The organism is Exiguobacterium sp. S22-S28 (assembly GCF_043359615.1).
In the GTDB taxonomy this organism is placed as follows: domain Bacteria; phylum Bacillota; class Bacilli; order Exiguobacteriales; family Exiguobacteriaceae; genus Exiguobacterium_A.
The window spans coordinates 175220-191943 of the sequence record NZ_JBHFFC010000014.1; the positions used below are offsets into that span (position 1 = coordinate 175220).

Annotated in this window: 16 protein-coding genes and 1 pseudogene; 7 read left to right on the forward strand and 10 right to left on the reverse strand. The window is 48.1% G+C overall.

Features of this window, described 5'->3' with window-relative positions; genetic code table 11:
• Positions 1-22: 22 nt before the first annotated feature.
• Complete coding sequence (locus ACHA8N_RS04120; protein ID WP_119923753.1) at positions 23-610, reverse strand: DedA family protein; 588 nt, start codon at positions 608-610, stop codon at positions 23-25.
• Between the two features lie 302 nt (positions 611-912).
• On the opposite strand from ACHA8N_RS04120, the gene ACHA8N_RS04125 reads away from it, so the two are divergent.
• Both ACHA8N_RS04125 and ACHA8N_RS04130 read left to right on the forward strand, forming a co-directional pair.
• Positions 913-2124 (forward strand): dicarboxylate/amino acid:cation symporter, encoded by a 1212-nt coding sequence (locus ACHA8N_RS04125; protein WP_393964826.1) that lies wholly within the window; start codon positions 913-915, stop codon positions 2122-2124.
• Between the two features lie 177 nt (positions 2125-2301).
• A complete protein-coding gene (locus ACHA8N_RS04130) occupies positions 2302-3096 on the forward strand; it encodes an NUDIX domain-containing protein (RefSeq protein ID WP_393964827.1) in 795 nt (264 codons plus the stop codon).
• Positions 3097-3156: 60 nt separating this feature from the next.
• On the opposite strand, the gene ACHA8N_RS04135 is transcribed toward ACHA8N_RS04130, so the two are convergent.
• Positions 3157-4008, reverse strand: a complete 852-nt coding sequence (locus ACHA8N_RS04135; RefSeq protein ID WP_393964828.1) for a VOC family protein — start codon at positions 4006-4008, stop codon at positions 3157-3159.
• 120 nt (positions 4009-4128) lie between these two features.
• On the opposite strand from ACHA8N_RS04135, the gene ACHA8N_RS04140 reads away from it, so the two are divergent.
• Entirely contained in the window at positions 4129-4488 is a 360-nt protein-coding gene (locus tag ACHA8N_RS04140) for a winged helix-turn-helix transcriptional regulator (RefSeq protein WP_393964829.1), read from the forward strand.
• A gap of 7 nt (positions 4489-4495) precedes the next feature.
• Here the strand turns inward: ACHA8N_RS04140 and ACHA8N_RS04145 are convergent, their stop codons facing one another.
• A complete protein-coding gene (locus tag ACHA8N_RS04145; protein WP_393964830.1) occupies positions 4496-6409 on the reverse strand; it encodes a 3'-5' exonuclease in 1914 nt (637 codons plus the stop codon).
• 107 nt (positions 6410-6516) lie between these two features.
• Between ACHA8N_RS04145 and ACHA8N_RS04150 the strand changes: the two genes are divergently transcribed.
• Both ACHA8N_RS04150 and ACHA8N_RS04155 read left to right on the forward strand, forming a co-directional pair.
• The gene (locus ACHA8N_RS04150) at positions 6517-7287 is read left to right on the forward strand and encodes a nucleotidyltransferase domain-containing protein (protein ID WP_393964831.1); all 771 of its coding nucleotides are present in this window, start codon (positions 6517-6519) and stop codon (positions 7285-7287) included.
• 104 nt (positions 7288-7391) lie between these two features.
• Positions 7392-7590, forward strand: a pseudogene (locus ACHA8N_RS04155) (hypothetical protein); the annotation flags it as partial.
• On the opposite strand, the gene ACHA8N_RS04160 reads toward ACHA8N_RS04155, so the two are convergent.
• Both ACHA8N_RS04160 and ACHA8N_RS04165 read right to left on the reverse strand, forming a co-directional pair.
• A complete protein-coding gene (locus tag ACHA8N_RS04160) occupies positions 7554-8483 on the reverse strand; it encodes an NADP-dependent oxidoreductase (protein ID WP_393964832.1) in 930 nt (309 codons plus the stop codon). The pseudogene ACHA8N_RS04155 and the gene ACHA8N_RS04160 sit on opposite strands and share 37 nt — an antisense overlap.
• A gap of 101 nt (positions 8484-8584) precedes the next feature.
• Positions 8585-10084: a methyl-accepting chemotaxis protein gene (locus tag ACHA8N_RS04165; protein WP_393964833.1), complete on the reverse strand. Its 1500-nt coding sequence runs from the start codon at positions 10082-10084 to the stop codon at positions 8585-8587.
• Positions 10085-10203: 119 nt separating this feature from the next.
• Between ACHA8N_RS04165 and crcB (ACHA8N_RS04170) the strand changes: the two genes are divergently transcribed.
• A complete protein-coding gene (gene crcB, locus ACHA8N_RS04170; RefSeq protein ID WP_393964834.1) occupies positions 10204-10605 on the forward strand; it encodes a fluoride efflux transporter CrcB in 402 nt (133 codons plus the stop codon).
• Positions 10602-10949: a fluoride efflux transporter CrcB gene (gene crcB / locus ACHA8N_RS04175; protein ID WP_393964835.1), complete on the forward strand. Its 348-nt coding sequence runs from the start codon at positions 10602-10604 to the stop codon at positions 10947-10949. Before crcB (ACHA8N_RS04170) ends, crcB (ACHA8N_RS04175) begins: the two co-directional genes overlap by 4 nt.
• A gap of 67 nt (positions 10950-11016) precedes the next feature.
• On the opposite strand, the gene ACHA8N_RS04180 is transcribed toward crcB (ACHA8N_RS04175), so the two are convergent.
• The 5 genes from ACHA8N_RS04180 to ACHA8N_RS04200 form a co-directional block, all read right to left on the reverse strand.
• Entirely contained in the window at positions 11017-11871 is an 855-nt protein-coding gene (locus ACHA8N_RS04180; RefSeq protein WP_393964836.1) for a DegV family protein, read from the reverse strand.
• A gap of 71 nt (positions 11872-11942) precedes the next feature.
• The gene (locus ACHA8N_RS04185; RefSeq protein ID WP_393964837.1) at positions 11943-12971 is read right to left on the reverse strand and encodes an aldose epimerase family protein; all 1029 of its coding nucleotides are present in this window, start codon (positions 12969-12971) and stop codon (positions 11943-11945) included.
• Between the two features lie 103 nt (positions 12972-13074).
• The gene (locus tag ACHA8N_RS04190; protein WP_393964838.1) at positions 13075-14760 is read right to left on the reverse strand and encodes a LytS/YhcK type 5TM receptor domain-containing protein; all 1686 of its coding nucleotides are present in this window, start codon (positions 14758-14760) and stop codon (positions 13075-13077) included.
• Positions 14761-14936: 176 nt separating this feature from the next.
• Complete coding sequence (locus ACHA8N_RS04195; RefSeq protein ID WP_147511610.1) at positions 14937-16250, reverse strand: hemolysin family protein; 1314 nt, start codon at positions 16248-16250, stop codon at positions 14937-14939.
• Between the two features lie 34 nt (positions 16251-16284).
• Positions 16285-16662 (reverse strand): MerR family transcriptional regulator, encoded by a 378-nt coding sequence (locus ACHA8N_RS04200; RefSeq protein WP_251135656.1) that lies wholly within the window; start codon positions 16660-16662, stop codon positions 16285-16287.
• Positions 16663-16724: the final 62 nt, after the last annotated feature.

Sequence of the window (16724 nt, forward strand, 5' to 3'; positions counted from 1 at the left end):
CACTTCTCAGTGTTCAGTTGTCTTATTCCGTCACGTAACTTTCTTCTTTTTTAATGCGTTGCCGACGTTTCGCATGTACGACACTTGAAACAACTACCGTTAACAAAACAGCTAAGATCAGCAGCACCATACTCGGATTTTGAGTTAACCACATCCAAAGCTCCGACCATGTGACTGCCTCTCCGATTCGAACAATCAAAAACGTCCATAACCCGGTGTAGAGACCTGCCGCAGCGAATGTCATCGCCAAATAGCGCGGTAACGGATAACCGAGCAACCCGGCAACGTAATGAATCGGGTGCCGGACACCCGGTAAAAAGAACGATAACCCGATTGCCCACAACCCGCGGCGTTCCAAAATCGACTCGGCCTGTTCCAGAAATTTGGATTTCATGAAACGTTTCACGAGCGGGATCTCCCGGAAAAAACGTGCGAGCAGATAAAACCAAGTAAACGCAATAAAAAAGACCGGCCATGCCGCAAGCCAAATCAAAATCGGATGAATGCCTTCCCGTAATCGTAATGCAACGTGTCCCATCATCAGCACATCATCCGATAAAGGGGTAAACATAATGCCGCCCGCTAACCGGACCAACGCCATAAAATCCATGATTCTCTCACTTCCCTCTTTTTTCTCTCTATAGTTCAAGTATGCCCTTTTTTTCTATAGTTGAGCCCTTTTCTTTTCTTAACTAGTTCTTATATTTTCACGATATCCTAAAAATATGATTTTAAATCTGTACATTGTTTCGATTAGAAGTGGCTGTACTAAAGTAATCAAGCATTTTTTCAGAAAACCCTGCAACCGGTTTCTGTTTTCGAAATAATCGGAATGATTCAAACACGGTGGTAATACTATTTTGAATGTGCGAAAATAGCACCTATTCAGATTTACTACTCTTTTGAGAAAGGATGATTGGTTTGAAGTTTAACATTGGTCTACTGGGACGTATCGTGATCGCCATCGCATTTGGAATTATAGTAGGTAGTCTCGTCACCGAACGCTTCGATTGGATCGTCCGTTCTTTTGTAACGTTTAACGGCATATTTGGTCAATTCTTATCGTTCGCCATCCCACTCATCATCCTCGGCTTTATCGTTCCCGGGATCGGAGAACTTGGTAAAGGTGCCGGAAAGCTGGTTGGCATCACTGCCCTCATCGCTTACCTGTCAACGGTTACCGCCGGACTCCTCGCTTATGGAACGGCCGTCAGCCTCTTCCCTAAAATGTTGAGCGGCTCATTCGGCAAGATGGAAAACCCGGAAGAAGCGTTGTTGAAAGGCTTCATGGAAATCGAAATCCCGCCGGTCTTCGGCGTCATGACAGCCCTTGTCATGGCATTCGTGTTCGGCATCGGAATCGCTGCCGTCAAGAGTGACCGACTGTTGGAACTTGCGGTTGATTTCCGCAGCATCATTGAACTCATGATTGCGAAAGTCATCATCCCGTTACTTCCATTCCACATCGCGGGTATCTTCATGAACATGACGTATGCCGGTCAAGTCGCAGAAATCCTCTCTGTCTTTGCCCTTGTCTTCGTCGTCATCATCGTCTTGCATTTTGTCATGCTGACGCTTCAATATGTCATCGCAGGCATCGTCAATAAAGAAAATCCGTTCCGCCTTCTCAAAACGATGATGCCGGCTTACTTCACTGCCATCGGGACACAGTCTTCGGCAGCGACGATTCCGGTTACGCTGCGTCAAACGAAGGCGAACGATACCGATGAGGAAGTCGCCAATTTCGTCGCCCCGCTCTGTGCGACGATTCACCTCGCCGGCTCAACCATCACATTGACCTCTGTCGTCATTGCGATTCTTTACTTGAACAATCTGCCGGTGACATTTGGTCAAATCTTCCCGTTCATTCTCGCTCTCGGCGTCACGATGATTGCTGCACCGGGCGTTCCAGGCGGGGCTGTCATGGCTGCGACCGGACTGTTTGTGTCGATGCTCGGATTTGACCAAACGATGGTCAGTCTGGCGATTGCCCTGTATATCGCCCAAGACAGCTTCGGCACAGCTGCTAACGTTGCAGGTGATGGTGCCATCGCGAAAATCGTGCATGCCGTCAAACGCAACACATCGATTCTCGATGAAAAAAAGCCGCGTGAAATTGCTTGATGCGGATCTCAGCGGTGCCTCCTGAAACGATTCATTGAACGACACATCCCAAACGACTTCGCATGACGCGAAGTCGTTTTTTCGTGAACGGATTCCGGGGAAAAGCAGGGATTTCGTTTCGAGTACGAGAAGGTAGTCTAAGAACATAACTGCTGAAACGATAGAGGAGGAATTTCCATGTTACATCGCCGGAAGACCTATACGATTCGCCCGGAACGACTGCAGGAATTTACCGAGTTCTTTCACACGTATCTCTACCCGTTACAAATCAGCCATGGCGCCCGTCTTGTCGGTCGCTGGGTAAACGAAGCAGAAGATGAAGTCATTGCGATCTGGGAATACCGTGATCGTGAACATTACGAACAAGTCGACCGGGACGTCCGTGGCAGCACGCTGCGCCGCGAAGCGATGAAAAAACGCGCTCGTCTCGGAAAAAACCTTTATATTAAATCAACGGAAGACTTTTTGACGGCGACCGGTGTTTATGCCCCGCCGCGTGCCATCGTCAGCGTCACCGCTTATATCACGAACGAAGCCGGAGAAGTTCTGCTTGTCCGCAATCTCCATCGTGGTGACACGTATGAGATGCCGGGCGGTCAGGTCGAAAACCATGAATCGATTCTTGATGCCATCAAGCGGGAAGTCAAAGAAGAAACCGGCGCGGATGTCACAATCGACGGCATCACGGGGATTTATCAAAACATCTCGAGCCACGTGCTCTGCGTTGCTTTCCGCGGTACGTACACAAGCGGAGAACTTCGTCCGCAAGAAGGGGAAACGGCGGAAGTCGGGTTCTTCCCGCTGACACGCGACAATATCAATACGTATATCAAGCGGGAACACTTCCAGTTACGGACGCTTGATGCGATGGATCCACATTACTTCCCGCATGCCTTATATAAAGTCAGACCGTATGAACTGATCAGCCGATATGACGGCAACGCCCCATCTGCCTTATCCGGGCAAAACTGAATATCACGCAAAAAAGCGATTTCGATTACTACCGAAATCGCTTTTTTCTATGTCCATCCATCATTTTATAAGCAAACGCGCGGTGATTCCTGCGTCATCCGTGACGTAAATAGCGTCGTCCGTCCGTTTCATCTCATACGATGTCTGTTCGATTGCCGAAACTGCTGCTTCACGTGATGCATCGGTCGGATAAATCAGTGTCCAGTACGAAAGTCCAACGGCGTCCGATGGTGTTTCCGGCGCATCAACACCTGCCCAGACGTTTGTTCCGATATGGTGATGATAGCCACCGGCAGCAAGGAACAATGCCCGCATCCGCGAAGCATCCGCTGCCACATCAAAGCCGAGCGTCTCGACATAAAACTTCCGCGCCGCTTCCAGCGATTTGACGTGGAAATGAACGTGCCCCATGACGGTGTCCGCCGGCATTCCGTACCACTCTTCCTCACCCGCTTCAACGAGCATGCTTTGCCAGTCAACCGGATCGGTCGTCATCTTGACGTCACCGTTCGCTTCGTAGGTCCACGTCTCGCGTGGACGATCGGCATAAATTTCAATGCCGTTCCCGTCCGGATCCGATAAATAAAACGCTTCGCTGACGAGATGATCGCCTTGTCCGAGTTCAACCCCTTGGGCAATCAGATTACGGATGACAAATCCGAGCTCTTTTCGGTTCGGCAATAAAATTGCAAAATGATACAAGCCGGCCACCGAATTGTTCGGCAGTTGTTTTGCCGTACTGTGCTGGTCGAGCACTACGAGCGGTGTCGTTTTGGCACCGAGTGTGGCCGTCTGTTCGTCTTGTGCCAAGACCGTCAAGCCGAGTGAATCACGGTAAAAGGTAATCGATTGAGCTAAATTCGTAATCCGTAAACGGACGGGTCCGAGTGTAATGTTTGGGTCAATGTTCATCTTTTTTCCTCCTCATGGATTCGCTTCGTGTGTTCATTATCCATCAGGAGCGACCGGAACGGAAGTAGGCACTAAAAGGTGGTATAGTATCCTAAACGATACCACGAAGGAGGCACCATGATGGAACAGACACCCAGCTGTCGCGTCGAGACCGCACTCGAAATTCTGACCGGAAAATGGAAACCGTCGATTTTGCTCGAATTAATTACCCATGACACCCTTCGCTTCAGCGAGCTGAAACGGCATCTGCCAAACATCACGCAAAAAATGCTGACGGCCCAGCTCCGGGAACTGGAACTGAACGATATTGTCCACCGGGAAATCTATCAGGTTGTCCCGCCCCGTGTCGAATATTCACTGACCGATTATGGCAAGACGCTCATTCCCGTCCTCAACGCCATCAACGCGTGGGGCGAAAAACACGTCGACCATTTGGCGCAGAAAGAACAATCACATGGTGTGTCCATCTCCCCCCCGTAAGTTTTTACTATGCTTGTTTAGATGACTCAGATGATTGAGCTGTCTTGACTTGATCTAGATATGTCGTGAACTCGGACTCATCTGAGTAGGACAGGTATAAATATTCTTTCGCTCGCGTCATGCCGATGTACATTAAAGAAACTTCACGTTCGACATCTTTTTCCAGAGGAAACGGCATTAAGTCTACCTTAATCATGAAAACAGCTTGAAAGTCCAGTCCTTTACTGCTGTCGATTGTACTCAGCTTAACGCTGTTTGATTCCGGATTATAAGAACGTTTGGATGCTTCATTCTCAGATATCCATTGATACGAAATGCCGTATCGAGTTAGGCTCCGGCGTAGGGCATCAACGACATCATGTTTATGCGTTCGCTTTACCCGATATAGGATCAGCATCTCTGAGAATGGTACCTGCTTCGTCTGATTTAGCCGTAAGATTTGTCTTGCGACTAAATCCACTTCCTTCGCAAAATGGTCAACCTTCATTAGAGCTACTTCTGGTCCTTTTCGCCGGGTACTTAACGGTGAAATCAATTCGACACTTTCCGTTTGTCCTGATACAACTTTATTTTTTAGCACAGAATGATTTTGGAAAAACTCCCATGCAAACTTAACGATTTGTGACGTGTTTCGATAATTGATGTTCAGGATCTTTGAGCGTCCTCTAAAATCGAGTCCCGTTTCTTTTACGTAACTTCCTTTTTTCTTATAGATCGATTGCGCACGATCCTCTACAAGTAAAAGAGATTGTGTCTCAGGATTTAAACACAGGCTGACAAGATGCAACCAAGACATCTGAAAATCTTGTCCTTCATCGATTAATATCGCATCGTATTTGGGAACAATCGCTTCATTTTTTTCAAGCGACTCAATCAGTCCATCAATCCGCTGCTCTGATGTTTTGAGACTTTGCTTTAACCATTGGTGAAAATTCAAAATATGGAGATTCTCAGGAATCTTACCTGTTACTGCGTCTCCCTGTTCATAAGCATAATCAAATAAATCTTCCGGCTGGGCATACATCGCTTGCACCATATGTTTGATGTTTTGTGACAATGAAATGTTGTAACAAAGAATAAGAATTTTCCAATCCGGATGCTGTTTTGCCAGCATTTTAGCACGACTCGCTAAAATAAGCGTTTTCCCGCTTCCCGCCACACCTCGAATCATCCGATGGCGATCTCCGATCTGTTTTGCCAGATTTTCTTGATGCAAATCCATTGTTTTGATGTCATACAATGACAACAGTAATTGATCTTGATGAGGAATCGTTTTTTGAAATTCTGCACCTAGTCGGACTTCCGGAAACAGATAGTACCGGATGGTATTAATCTCTTCATACGTCAGCGGCTCTTTTAATCTAAAGTTCACTTTAAACATTCCAATCAAGCGCTCAATAAGTTGTTCTTCCGAAAAAAGATCATCTTCCGGGTTAATCGACTCACGTGCCAGCATCGATTCCATATCGATTACATGATACAACTGATTTTTGACAATCTGCTGTTCTGACAGACGGGTGAATACGACGCCGTAACCGTAAGGGAACTTAAGCTGAAATTGATATTTCCCGCTGCCTTGAATCAAATTTTTGTCTTTTTTTAATACGTCGACCACTTTAAAAGCATATTCTCTCGCTTGGACCAATGGACTTTTAACTGTATGTAAATTCCCGCTCGTCGATTGAATGGTCCACTGATCTTGATTTAATTGGTACAACGTATTGCTTGTATAATCTTTAACTTCTAATACCAGCAAACCAATATCAGGTCCGATAATGACAAAATCAGGGCGTACTCCTTTGATTTCCGGTTCAAAATAAACGATATAGTCATCCGGTAGATATTCTTTTAGTGTTCGAAACAACAGACGTTCTCCTGTTGTTGCCGATGTTCGAATCGTTTCCGGCACAGTCGTCGCCATTTCGCTCATCTCCTCTTGATTTTTAAGAATATTTTAACATTTACAATTGCCATTTAGTATCCATTTAAGTAAACTGACGGAATAAACTACGTAAGGGAGCGAAACCAATGCGTCAACTTTATGCGATTGAACAGTTGCTTGAAAGCTTAAAACAAGATCCGGCTGTCGAAGCCGTCTTTCTGAAAGGATCATTTGGCCGTGGAGAGGAAGATGTCTATTCAGATATTGACCTCTATTGCCTGGTCGCCGATGACACAATGCCTGACTTCCTGACACGTCGGATGGATCATCTGTCTGCTTACCGACCCATCATCTGGAAAGACGACATCTTCATCGTCGCCCCGCAGTTGATTGCCGTCTATGACGACCTCTTACATATTGATTTGTTTACGGTGACACTCGATTCCTTGAATCACCACGATACGATCCGTGTTCTGTACGATCCGGCCGGACAACTCGAGCGCTATACCGATACGTCTTCTTTGGCACTGAGTACACAAGAAGCAGAAGACGAAGCGATTGATGCGATCTGGTTCCTATTCCAATACCAAAAAGCGGCCGGACGCGGCAATGCCTTATGGGCGGTTGAAATGTTGCGGAGTGCCTTGACGAAATTCGCCAAAGTGTTGCTGCACCGTTATGTTCCCGACCGGGCACAACTCGGCTTAAAGACGATTCCTGATTATTTACCGGACGCTCCACGTCTGCGCCTGGAAGCGATTTATGCGGTTCTCGTTCCGGCCATGCATGGCGAAGCGGCTCAGCTCTACCGGGAATTTCTGCAGGCAGAACTACCACACTTGCAACAGATGCTCGTCCGTCAGCCGGATACGTTACAGTTACTCGATCGACTGTTAGCAACCGAACAGGTGTATTGAGACCATCAGATCCAGCTTCATGCAAAAAGCCGATCCCTCTTCTTTCGAAAAAAAGAAGGATCGGCTTTCTTGTGTGATTTTTAGTAGCTTGCTAGAGAAGCAGGCAAGACGAAGACTCCTACGGGAAAAGCGGAACCGGTGAGACCCCGCAAGTCGCACATGCGACGAGGAGGCTCACGTTTCGCCCGAGGAAAGCGAAGTCTTGCCTGTGTATCTCATAAGGATATTGACTTTCGTCTACTTGAAAACCCGTTCTGTTTTCTTGCTCACTTCACTTTAATGACAATTTTACCTTTAGCATGACCTTCTTCGCCGTAATCATGCGCTTCTTTAATCTGGTCTAAATCAAAAATCCGATCGACAACCGGTTTTAACTCTCCCCGTTCAACTGCTTCGGCAATGTGTTGCAACCGCTCGCCTGTCGGTTGCATGAAGACATAGGCGACGCGTGCCTGTGCTTCCTTCGCTTGATCTTCGTCGGGTGGTGTGGAAATCGAGACGAGCATTCCGTTTGGTTTAAGCATGTGGTAGAGCTTCGCCTGTCCGTCGCCGCCCATCGTATCAAACACAAAATCAAGATCGCGGACACGATCTGCCGGGTCTTCCTGTTTGTAGTCGATGACTTCGTCTGCTCCGAGCGCTTTGACCCAGTCGACGTTTTTCGTACTCGTCGAGGTGATGACATGCAGCCCGTGTGCTTTCGCGAGTTGAATCGCGACTGTTCCGACGCCGCCTGAACCGGCACCGATAAAGATTTTATCCCCTGCTTTCGCGTCCATCACTTCAAACATGACCTGCCATGCCGTATGGGCGACGAGCGGGAGTGACGCTGCTTCTTCAAATGTCAGCGTTTCCGGTTTCTTGACGACAAGATGGGCGTCGACCGCGACATATTCCGCATAAGTCCCTTGACGGGCGATATCCGGACGGCTGAATACTTTGTCGCCGACCTTCAAGTCCGTGACATTCGCCCCGACTTCTTCGATGATACCGGACACGTCCCAACCGATGACGAGCGGCATATCATAACTAAGCATTTCTTTTAAGTATCCTTCACGCAACTTCCAATCAACGGGATTGACACTTGCTGCATAAACCTCAATCAAGACGTCATCGGCTCCAATGCTCGGACGGTTCAGTTCCCCCACTTTAAATTGCTCCGAACCACCATACTGTTCAATATAGGCTGCTTTCATGTCATTTCCTCCTCTGATTGTTGTACCTCTTACTTGTTCCCGTTCACCACTTGCGACAAACGAAAAAAGTGTACCGACTCGTCAGAATCGGTACACGTGTGTCAGGCATGGGATGTCTGTTGCAGTGTTAATGCCGTAGCATTTAACGTATGGATGGCTTGCTGTAAATCAACGATTTGTTCGACTTGTGACCGTGTCAATCCGGACAGTTGATCACTGCTCGTCAGTAACAGATCCATGAAGGCGTCGAGCTGTTCCGTTGCCTGTGCGATGTTCGTCAGACTATTCGTGATCGTCACGAATTGCTGTTGCGCTCCGCTGATCGCTTGTACAGAATCGTTCGAATCAGTTGCGATCGTCTGCAACGCGGTTTGACTCCGTTGCATCCGTGCTTCCTGCTCCCGCAGTAAGTTGGTACTGGCATCAATCGAATTACCGGTATGCATGACGTCACAATCGACCCGTTCGATGATCTGATTGATTTCCGTCGAAGCGGCTGCCGTCTGCGCGGACAGATTGCGGATTTCCTGGGCCACGACGGTGAAGCCTTTCCCGAACTCACCGGCACGTGCCGCTTCGATTGAGGCATTCAAGCTCAACAGGTTGGTTTGTGTCGCAATCGCATTGATACTCGAGGTGATGCTGACGATCTCCTTGAAGCGTCCTGCGAGCTGTCCAAAAGCGGTGACCGATTCATCCATGCTTTCGGTTAATTGTTGTAACGACTCGCCGGCTTCGCTGATGGTAGCCTGACTTTGCTCTGCCGTGACTTTTGATGACGAACTGAGGGCAAGTGCCCGATCGACGGCTGTTGCCACATCTGCCATTAGCTCGACATTATCGGTGTTCATCCGTTTGATTTGTCGGACGGACTGAGCATTTTTTGAAGAATTGTCAGCTAACATCTCCATCGCTTGATCAATTTTTTCAAACGAGGCTTTTGCCGTATCGACCGTTTCACTCATCTCTTCCGCGAACGTCGTAACATCCGTCGCGGTCGCTGCCGATTGACTGAGTGTCAATTGAGAGGTTGCTGCATAGTGCTCCGCCTTCTCTTGTTGCCGTTTCACTTCCTGCATAACATTTCGCCCAAATACGGCGACAAATGTCGCTGCCAAGAAGACCATCAAGTAGATGACGAAAGCGACAATCATGTCAAACGTATTCGTAAACACGATCGTTCCAAACAGTGTAAAGAGAACCAATTCAAACAATCCGAGTACACCCGCCAGTACGACCAGGTGCGGGATGAGATAGACAATCGAGATTGCCAGATAGAGATAGGCAATCGTCCAGATACTTTGGGACGGCAAAGTCACAATCACCAGCGCAAGAACGAGGTACGTCAAGACGATTTGAATGTATTTCCCACTCGTTTTATCGCCAAAAAATTGATTTCCGGCAAGCAACGTGACTGTTAATAACAGTCCGCCGGCTAAAAACTGATAAAAGACGCTCATCGGAACATAGCCGATTTGGGCAAAAATAAAAATCAAGGGATGGGCAACTGTAATCAATACAGGAATCAGACGAGAGAGTATTTTTGTACTCAATCGTTCAAGCGGTGAGACCATCTGCAAAACTCCTTCTGTTGGATTCATACACTTTCTTATCGTCCGATTTTGAGATGACGTTTAGTCTCCATGAAAATTTTCATGACTTGACGCTTGATTTCCGAAAAGCGTATGTTGAATACAAAATGAGTGAAAGGAGGCTCCTGATGCTCTATCTATTAGTCGGGCTCGCCGGTATACTCGGTGCCTCTGCCCGGTATGGTCTTGGTCTGCTCGTCGGACACGTTGCGGTGGGTGTGTTCCCGTGGGCGACGTTAACCATCAATTTAATCGGTTGCTTCGTGTTAGGATACGCGACACATTTTTTATTTAAAACGACCTTACTGCATCAGTATGCGATGACGGCACTTGGAACCGGTTTTGTCGGTTCCTTCACGACCTTCTCGACGTTCAGTGTCGAATCGGTTGAATTGTTGCGGGCTGGTGTGTACAGTTATGCGTTCGCCTATATCAGTCTCAGTTTGTTTGGCGGTTTATTGTTGTCTTACGTTGGCTATCTCCTCGGAACACGCCGGTTACGCCGCTTTCAAAAGGAGGAGGTCTCATGAATCTCCTCGCTCTTGCGACCGGTGCCTTTTTTGGGGCAATCAGCCGCTTCGCCTTAAGCCAGTGGACCAAAACGTTGTGGAAAAAGGATTTTCCGCTGGCGACGTTCGTCATCAATGTGCTCGGTTCGTTTTTACTCGGTCTCGTCATCGGCTCCCACCTCGATTCGACTTGGACGTTGTTGCTCGGGACCGGATTCCTCGGCTCGTTTACGACGTTTTCGACCTTTAAGCTAGAGACGTTGCAACTCGTTCAGAATCAAAATCGAAAGACATTGGTGCTGTATCTCGGACTCAGTTACCTCTGTGGGATTGGTGCCGCTTTTTTAGGAATCATTCTTGCCTGATCTACATGCAAAAAAACCAGAATCGGTTCCCTGTCTCAAGGAATCGCTTCTGGTTTTTCGTTGTTTTTTAGTCATTCAGCCAAAACAAGCCGACTGTTTCTGCTCCGGCGTGTGTTCCGATTGCCGGACCAAACGTGCCGTCGAGCACCGTCAGTTCCGGGAACTTTGCTGCGACTTGTGTCCGTAAATCAGCTGCCATCTCAGGTGCCATCGTCGTCGCGACATAAATCCGGTTTTTATAAAACGTGTACTGACGCATCGCTTCTTCGACCTGTTTAATGATTTCAACGTACGCTTTTTTCAGCGACCGCGCTTTTTTAAACGGGACGATTTTTCCGGATTCGTCCGTCGTGATAATCGGTTTGATGCTGAGCAGGTTGGCGAGGAACAAATCACCGGACGAGACACGTCCGCCCCGGCGCATCGTCTCCATGTTTCCGACGATCATATAGAAATGTGTTTTCTTCGCCAGTGCATGCAAGGCTGCCGTAATTTCTTCGACCGACTTGCCTGCTGCTTCGAGCTCCATGCCGTAACGGATGAATTCCTGTTGGTTTTCAAACGCCGTATGGGAATCAATGATATGGACCGGGAAGCTCGCTGCTTCCGCTGCCGATGCTGAGCTTTGCACCGTACTCGATAAACCGTTCGTACAGTGGACAGCGATCGCACAGTCATATCCTTCTTCTTTTAATCGTTCATACGTCCCGACGAATTCCCCAAAAATTGGTTGCGAAGTTTTGGCAACCAGCTTCTTGTCTGCCTCAAGCGCCCGGAATAACCGTTCGACGGTAATCGTATCTTCGTTATAGGCTGTCTCACCGAGCAAAATTTGAATCGGTACGACATTGACGCCGATTGCTTCTGCCTCTTCCTTTTTGAAATAGGCCATACTATCGGTCACCCATGCTATTTTAGTCATTTTCCTATGCCTCCGTTAGATTCTTCTCGCTTTATCCTACCATACTCGCTTAGGATGTTAGCAAAAAAACGTTACTGCATCCGACTAAATTGGAAGGTCGTCCGTTTTTCATAGACCTCGCCTGCCCGCAAGACGACAGACGGAAAATCCGGCTGATTGATGGCATCCGGTAACCCTTGGGTCTCAAGACAAATGCCAAGATACGGTGTTGCGCGACGTCCGGCGATGGTAAAGTCTCCTGCCAGATGATTACCCGTATAGACGACAACGCCCGGTTGATCGGTCTCGACACGGAGTGTCCGGCCGCTGACCGGCTCTTCCAATACAATTTCCCCGCCTTCTTTTAATAAGAACGGGTGATCAACGCCGCTGCCGGCCTGACGTAATGCTTCATCACTCGCATGTGTCACTTCATACAGAGAACGCGCTGTCCGGAAGTCAAAGACAGTCTCATTGACGGATAAAATCTCACCCGTCGGAACCGATTCTTCATTTAACGGAATATAAAATGGTGCATCCATCCGCAAACGGTGTTGCTCAATCGTCGTTTTCGCATTTCCCGTCAAATTGAAATACGTGTGGTTCGTCGGACTGAACGGTGTCGAAGCCGTCGTCGTCGCGTGGTACGTTAAAATCAACGCGTCGTCGTCGGTCCAGTCAATCGTCAACCGGACATCAAGTTGTCCCGGATAACCGTTTTCGCCATCCGGACTCGTCAACAATAGATGTAAGGTTTCATTTTCGATTTCGTGATCAAAAAATCGGTTGGACCAGTTGATGCTTCCGCCATGCAGATGATGATCCCCTTCGTTTTGTTCGAGGATATAATTCATCCCTTCGAGCGCAAATGCTCCATTGGCAATCCGACCACCGACCCGTCCGATCGTCGCTCCTAAATGATGTGGATCTTCTAAATATTCTTCGATATCATCAAAGGCCAAGACGACATTTTCGATCGTTCCATGTTGATCCGGAACGCGGATTGCCGTGATTTTCCCGCCTAAATTGAGTAGCTCTACGCTGTGTCCACTGCGATTCATCAATGTAAAAGCGATGATCGGTTGCTCGCCGGAATACCCGACTTCTTTTGTTGTAATCATGCGCCTTATCCTCCTGTATCAATCTGCTCTTGCTTTCATTTTTACCCAGGATCAGCTAAAAAAAAACAATCGTCCGATTCCAGCAGGCAGAATCGAACGATTGTCAGGTCCAGTCAGTTTCCATCGGCAGGACGATTTTGATCCGTGTTCCATTCCCGGTTCGTGAATGGATCGTGCACTGAGCAGTGGTTCCATATCGCCGCATCAATGCCCGGCGCAACAAAAAGAGATTACTCGTTTCAAGCTTTTTGTCCAGTTCCCATCGTTTCAAAAACTCGACCGACAACCCCATTCCATTGTCCGTTACTTCTAGCACCCAATGGCGTTCCTCCTGATATGCCCGGACGTCGATCCGGTGGTTCGGTCCGCTTTGGGGAAAAGCATGCCGTAACGCATTATCGACCAGTTGCGTCACAAGGAGTGGAAAAACAAAATGTTCTTCGACGGTCGTCTCGATGTCGAGATCAATCGTGACGGCAGCAGATGTCAACGGATGATGCCGGCGCGTCCCTTCAAGCGATAAGTACGACTTCAGCGTCAGCAATTCCTCGCGCAGCGGATAGAGATCCATCCGACGAGCTGTCGTCAAGAGTTGCCGTAATGCACCCAACTGATGTTTGACCGGTGTATCCGGATCCGCCGTTTGATGGATTTCATCGACGATGCCAAGCAGATAATTAATACTTAAAATCGGTTTGATCGTTTGGTTCGGGGATTGCTCGAGTTGCTTGTCTTGATACAGCACCAGTTCTCGGACAAGCAAACCGACCAATTGTTCCATCGTCTGTTCCATCGTATCGTCAAACAAGTTGGCCGGGAACCAACAGACAATACCGGCCTTTTTCCCTTCAATCTGCAGTGGATGAAACGAGACGATTTGGTGCGTCAGCGGATCCTCCGACCGGTGGACCACGCCGGCTTCCACCCACTCGATAATCGTCTGATGTTGAAACAAATCGGCGGTATCGTATCCCGTTCGGACATCCGCCAGAATCCCGTCTGCTCCGAGCAATACCATACGGTTGATCTTCGTCTCAGCCAAAATCGTCGTGCCGATCTGACGGGCGACGTCGACCGTCAATCCATGTTTACGTAACGGACGGATGGCATCGAGCAGGCGATACGCACGCGCCGACTCGCGGACAAATAATTCATGCTCAAGCTTCAATTGTGCTCGCAGAATCGCGATGAACACACTGATTCCGACGGCATTGACGAACAACATCGGAAAGACGGCCTGGCGGGTCAATTCCAGGACAAGCGCTTGATCTGAAGCTAACAGCAGAGCAATCCCAATATCAAGAATGACGGCACTCAAGACAATCCCGATCGGTTGGAGCAAGGCATACTGATCCTTCATCCGCCAGCGTCGACTGTATAGCCCGCTCAACAATCCTGCTAAAACGGCGATGATCCAACCGGATTCCGCACCAAACGATCCGAGCCAAAATCGGTGAAAGCCTACGAGCAAGCCGGTCACTCCTCCAACAAGCGGTCCGCCAAGCAGACCACTCGTCACGATAATCGTTAGTCGGGTATCGATAATCCATTGATCCGGTGAGACCGCAAGTCCAAGCAACGGGTCAATCGTCTTGTCCGCTGACAGCCCGATCCCGGCATAATTCATCAAGATGCCGGACACGACAAACACGCTTAACAACACTAAGTGATGGGCACGTCTCGAAGAAGTCCGAAATAGGTGCCGTGACGTTCGCCACTGCGATAATAAAAAGGCCAGTAAAGCCAACATGCCTAAACGGCTGAGTAAAAACGGAATTTGCTCAAGCACTGGAAACCTCCCTTCTCATTGAACTATCTGTTTTAATCTTGTTAACTCTTTCCCGGTCGCTTCACCGTTTCCCTACCAACCGGAGTATTCTTTACACATTCGCCGTGAATTTCAATTTCCGACTGATCTTTTCCCGAAAAAAAGCGCCTTCCGCACAAGGCGAAAGACGCAACAGGTTATTCCGCTTGTTCAAGCGGGTGCAACCATAATTTAATTTGATTGATCTGATAGTTTTCCATCTCGATCACTTCGACTGAGAAGGCTTCCGTATCGATATGTTCTCCCGGTTGTAAATCGATGTTGTGCATCTGAATCCAACCGCCGATCGTATCAACGTCCTCATCGTTCGTAAACGTCAAGCCGAATCGGGATTCAAGATCTTCAAGCAGTACGGTCCCGGCAATCAGATACTCATTGTTCGGCAACTCTTGGATTTCTTCGACTTCATCCGTGTCAAACTCGTCACGGATCTCACCGACGATTTCTTCGAGCAAGTCTTCCATTGCGACGATTCCGGCTGTTCCACCGTATTCGTCAACGACCAATACGATGTGCGAGCGCGTTTTCTTCATTTTACGCAATGTGTCTTGGAGCGATGTGACTTCCGAGACGACCGGTAAATCTTTCACGTAATGTGTGACTGGATGGTTATTCCCGTTTGCGAAGTCCGTCAACATCTCTTTGACGTTAATGTAGCCAAGGATCCGGTCTTTATCATTTTCTTCCGTGACCGGATAACGCGTAAACGGATTGTCCATGAAGATTTCCATCAATTCGTCTTTTGACAACCGTTCTGAGATCGTCGCCATCCGCATCCGTGGAACCATCAAATCTTTGACGACATGCTCGTCAAACGCAAAGACGTTTTGCATGAGCGCAAGTTCCGTCTGATTGATTTCACCGCTTTGGAAACTTTGTGCCATGATGATTTTCAACTCATCTTCTGAGTGGGCTTGTTCGTGTCCAGCCGGTTTGACACCAAATAATCCAAGGAACAGTCGGGCCGAACCATTCAGCAACCAAATGAACGGGTACATGATTTTCCCGAAAATATACAATGGACGGGCAAACAATAAGGTCATTTTTTCCGCATACTGAATCGCGAGTGTCTTCGGTGCCAATTCTCCGATGACGACGTGTAAAAACGTCACAGAAATAAAGGCAATCCCGAATGACAATAAGGTCGAGACGGCAGCTGACACACCAAATTCATCAAATACCGGGTGTAAGATTTTTTCGACGGTCGGTTCACCGAGTGCCCCAAGACCAAGCGCCGTGACCGTGATTCCAAGCTGACAGGCAGACAGATAATAATCCAGGTCGCCGGCAATCTTTTTCGCCAAGATGGCACTTTTGTTTCCTTCCTGAATCATTTGATCCAGACGCGACATCCGTACCTTGACGACAGCAAACTCTGATCCGACGAAAAACGCGGTCAACACGATCAATAACACCACTAAAAATAGATTGATAAATAATATAGTATCCAAAATCCCCTAAACAGGGGTCACCTCCATTTTTTTGTTACAGCTGAGCAATCAATGAAGCAATCAATGTTAACCGACGCGACAATTCAAGCCGAATCTCCTGTTTCTCAAAATCCGTCGCCTGCATCAGACGCTGTTCGAGTCCCGTGACCGTGTTTTGAAGCTGCTGTACTTCCTGATAAATGGCATCACCCGTTTTGACTTCACGCTCGGTGAAGAAAGCAAGAATCTCTTGCAGGGACAGCCGTTGTGTTTTTAAATACTCAATCTTTTGAATATGTTGGATGACATCTTCCGTATACAAACGATAGCCGGATGCTGTCCGCTCTGTTGTTAATAAACCGAGCGATGTATAGTAGTCGATCGTCCGTTTTGATAAGCCGGTGGCCTCCGCGACCTGACCGATTTTAAGCAACGCCTTCCCAAAGATCCTCACCTCCCTCTCATTAGATAATGCTTTTATCATACCACGGTTAA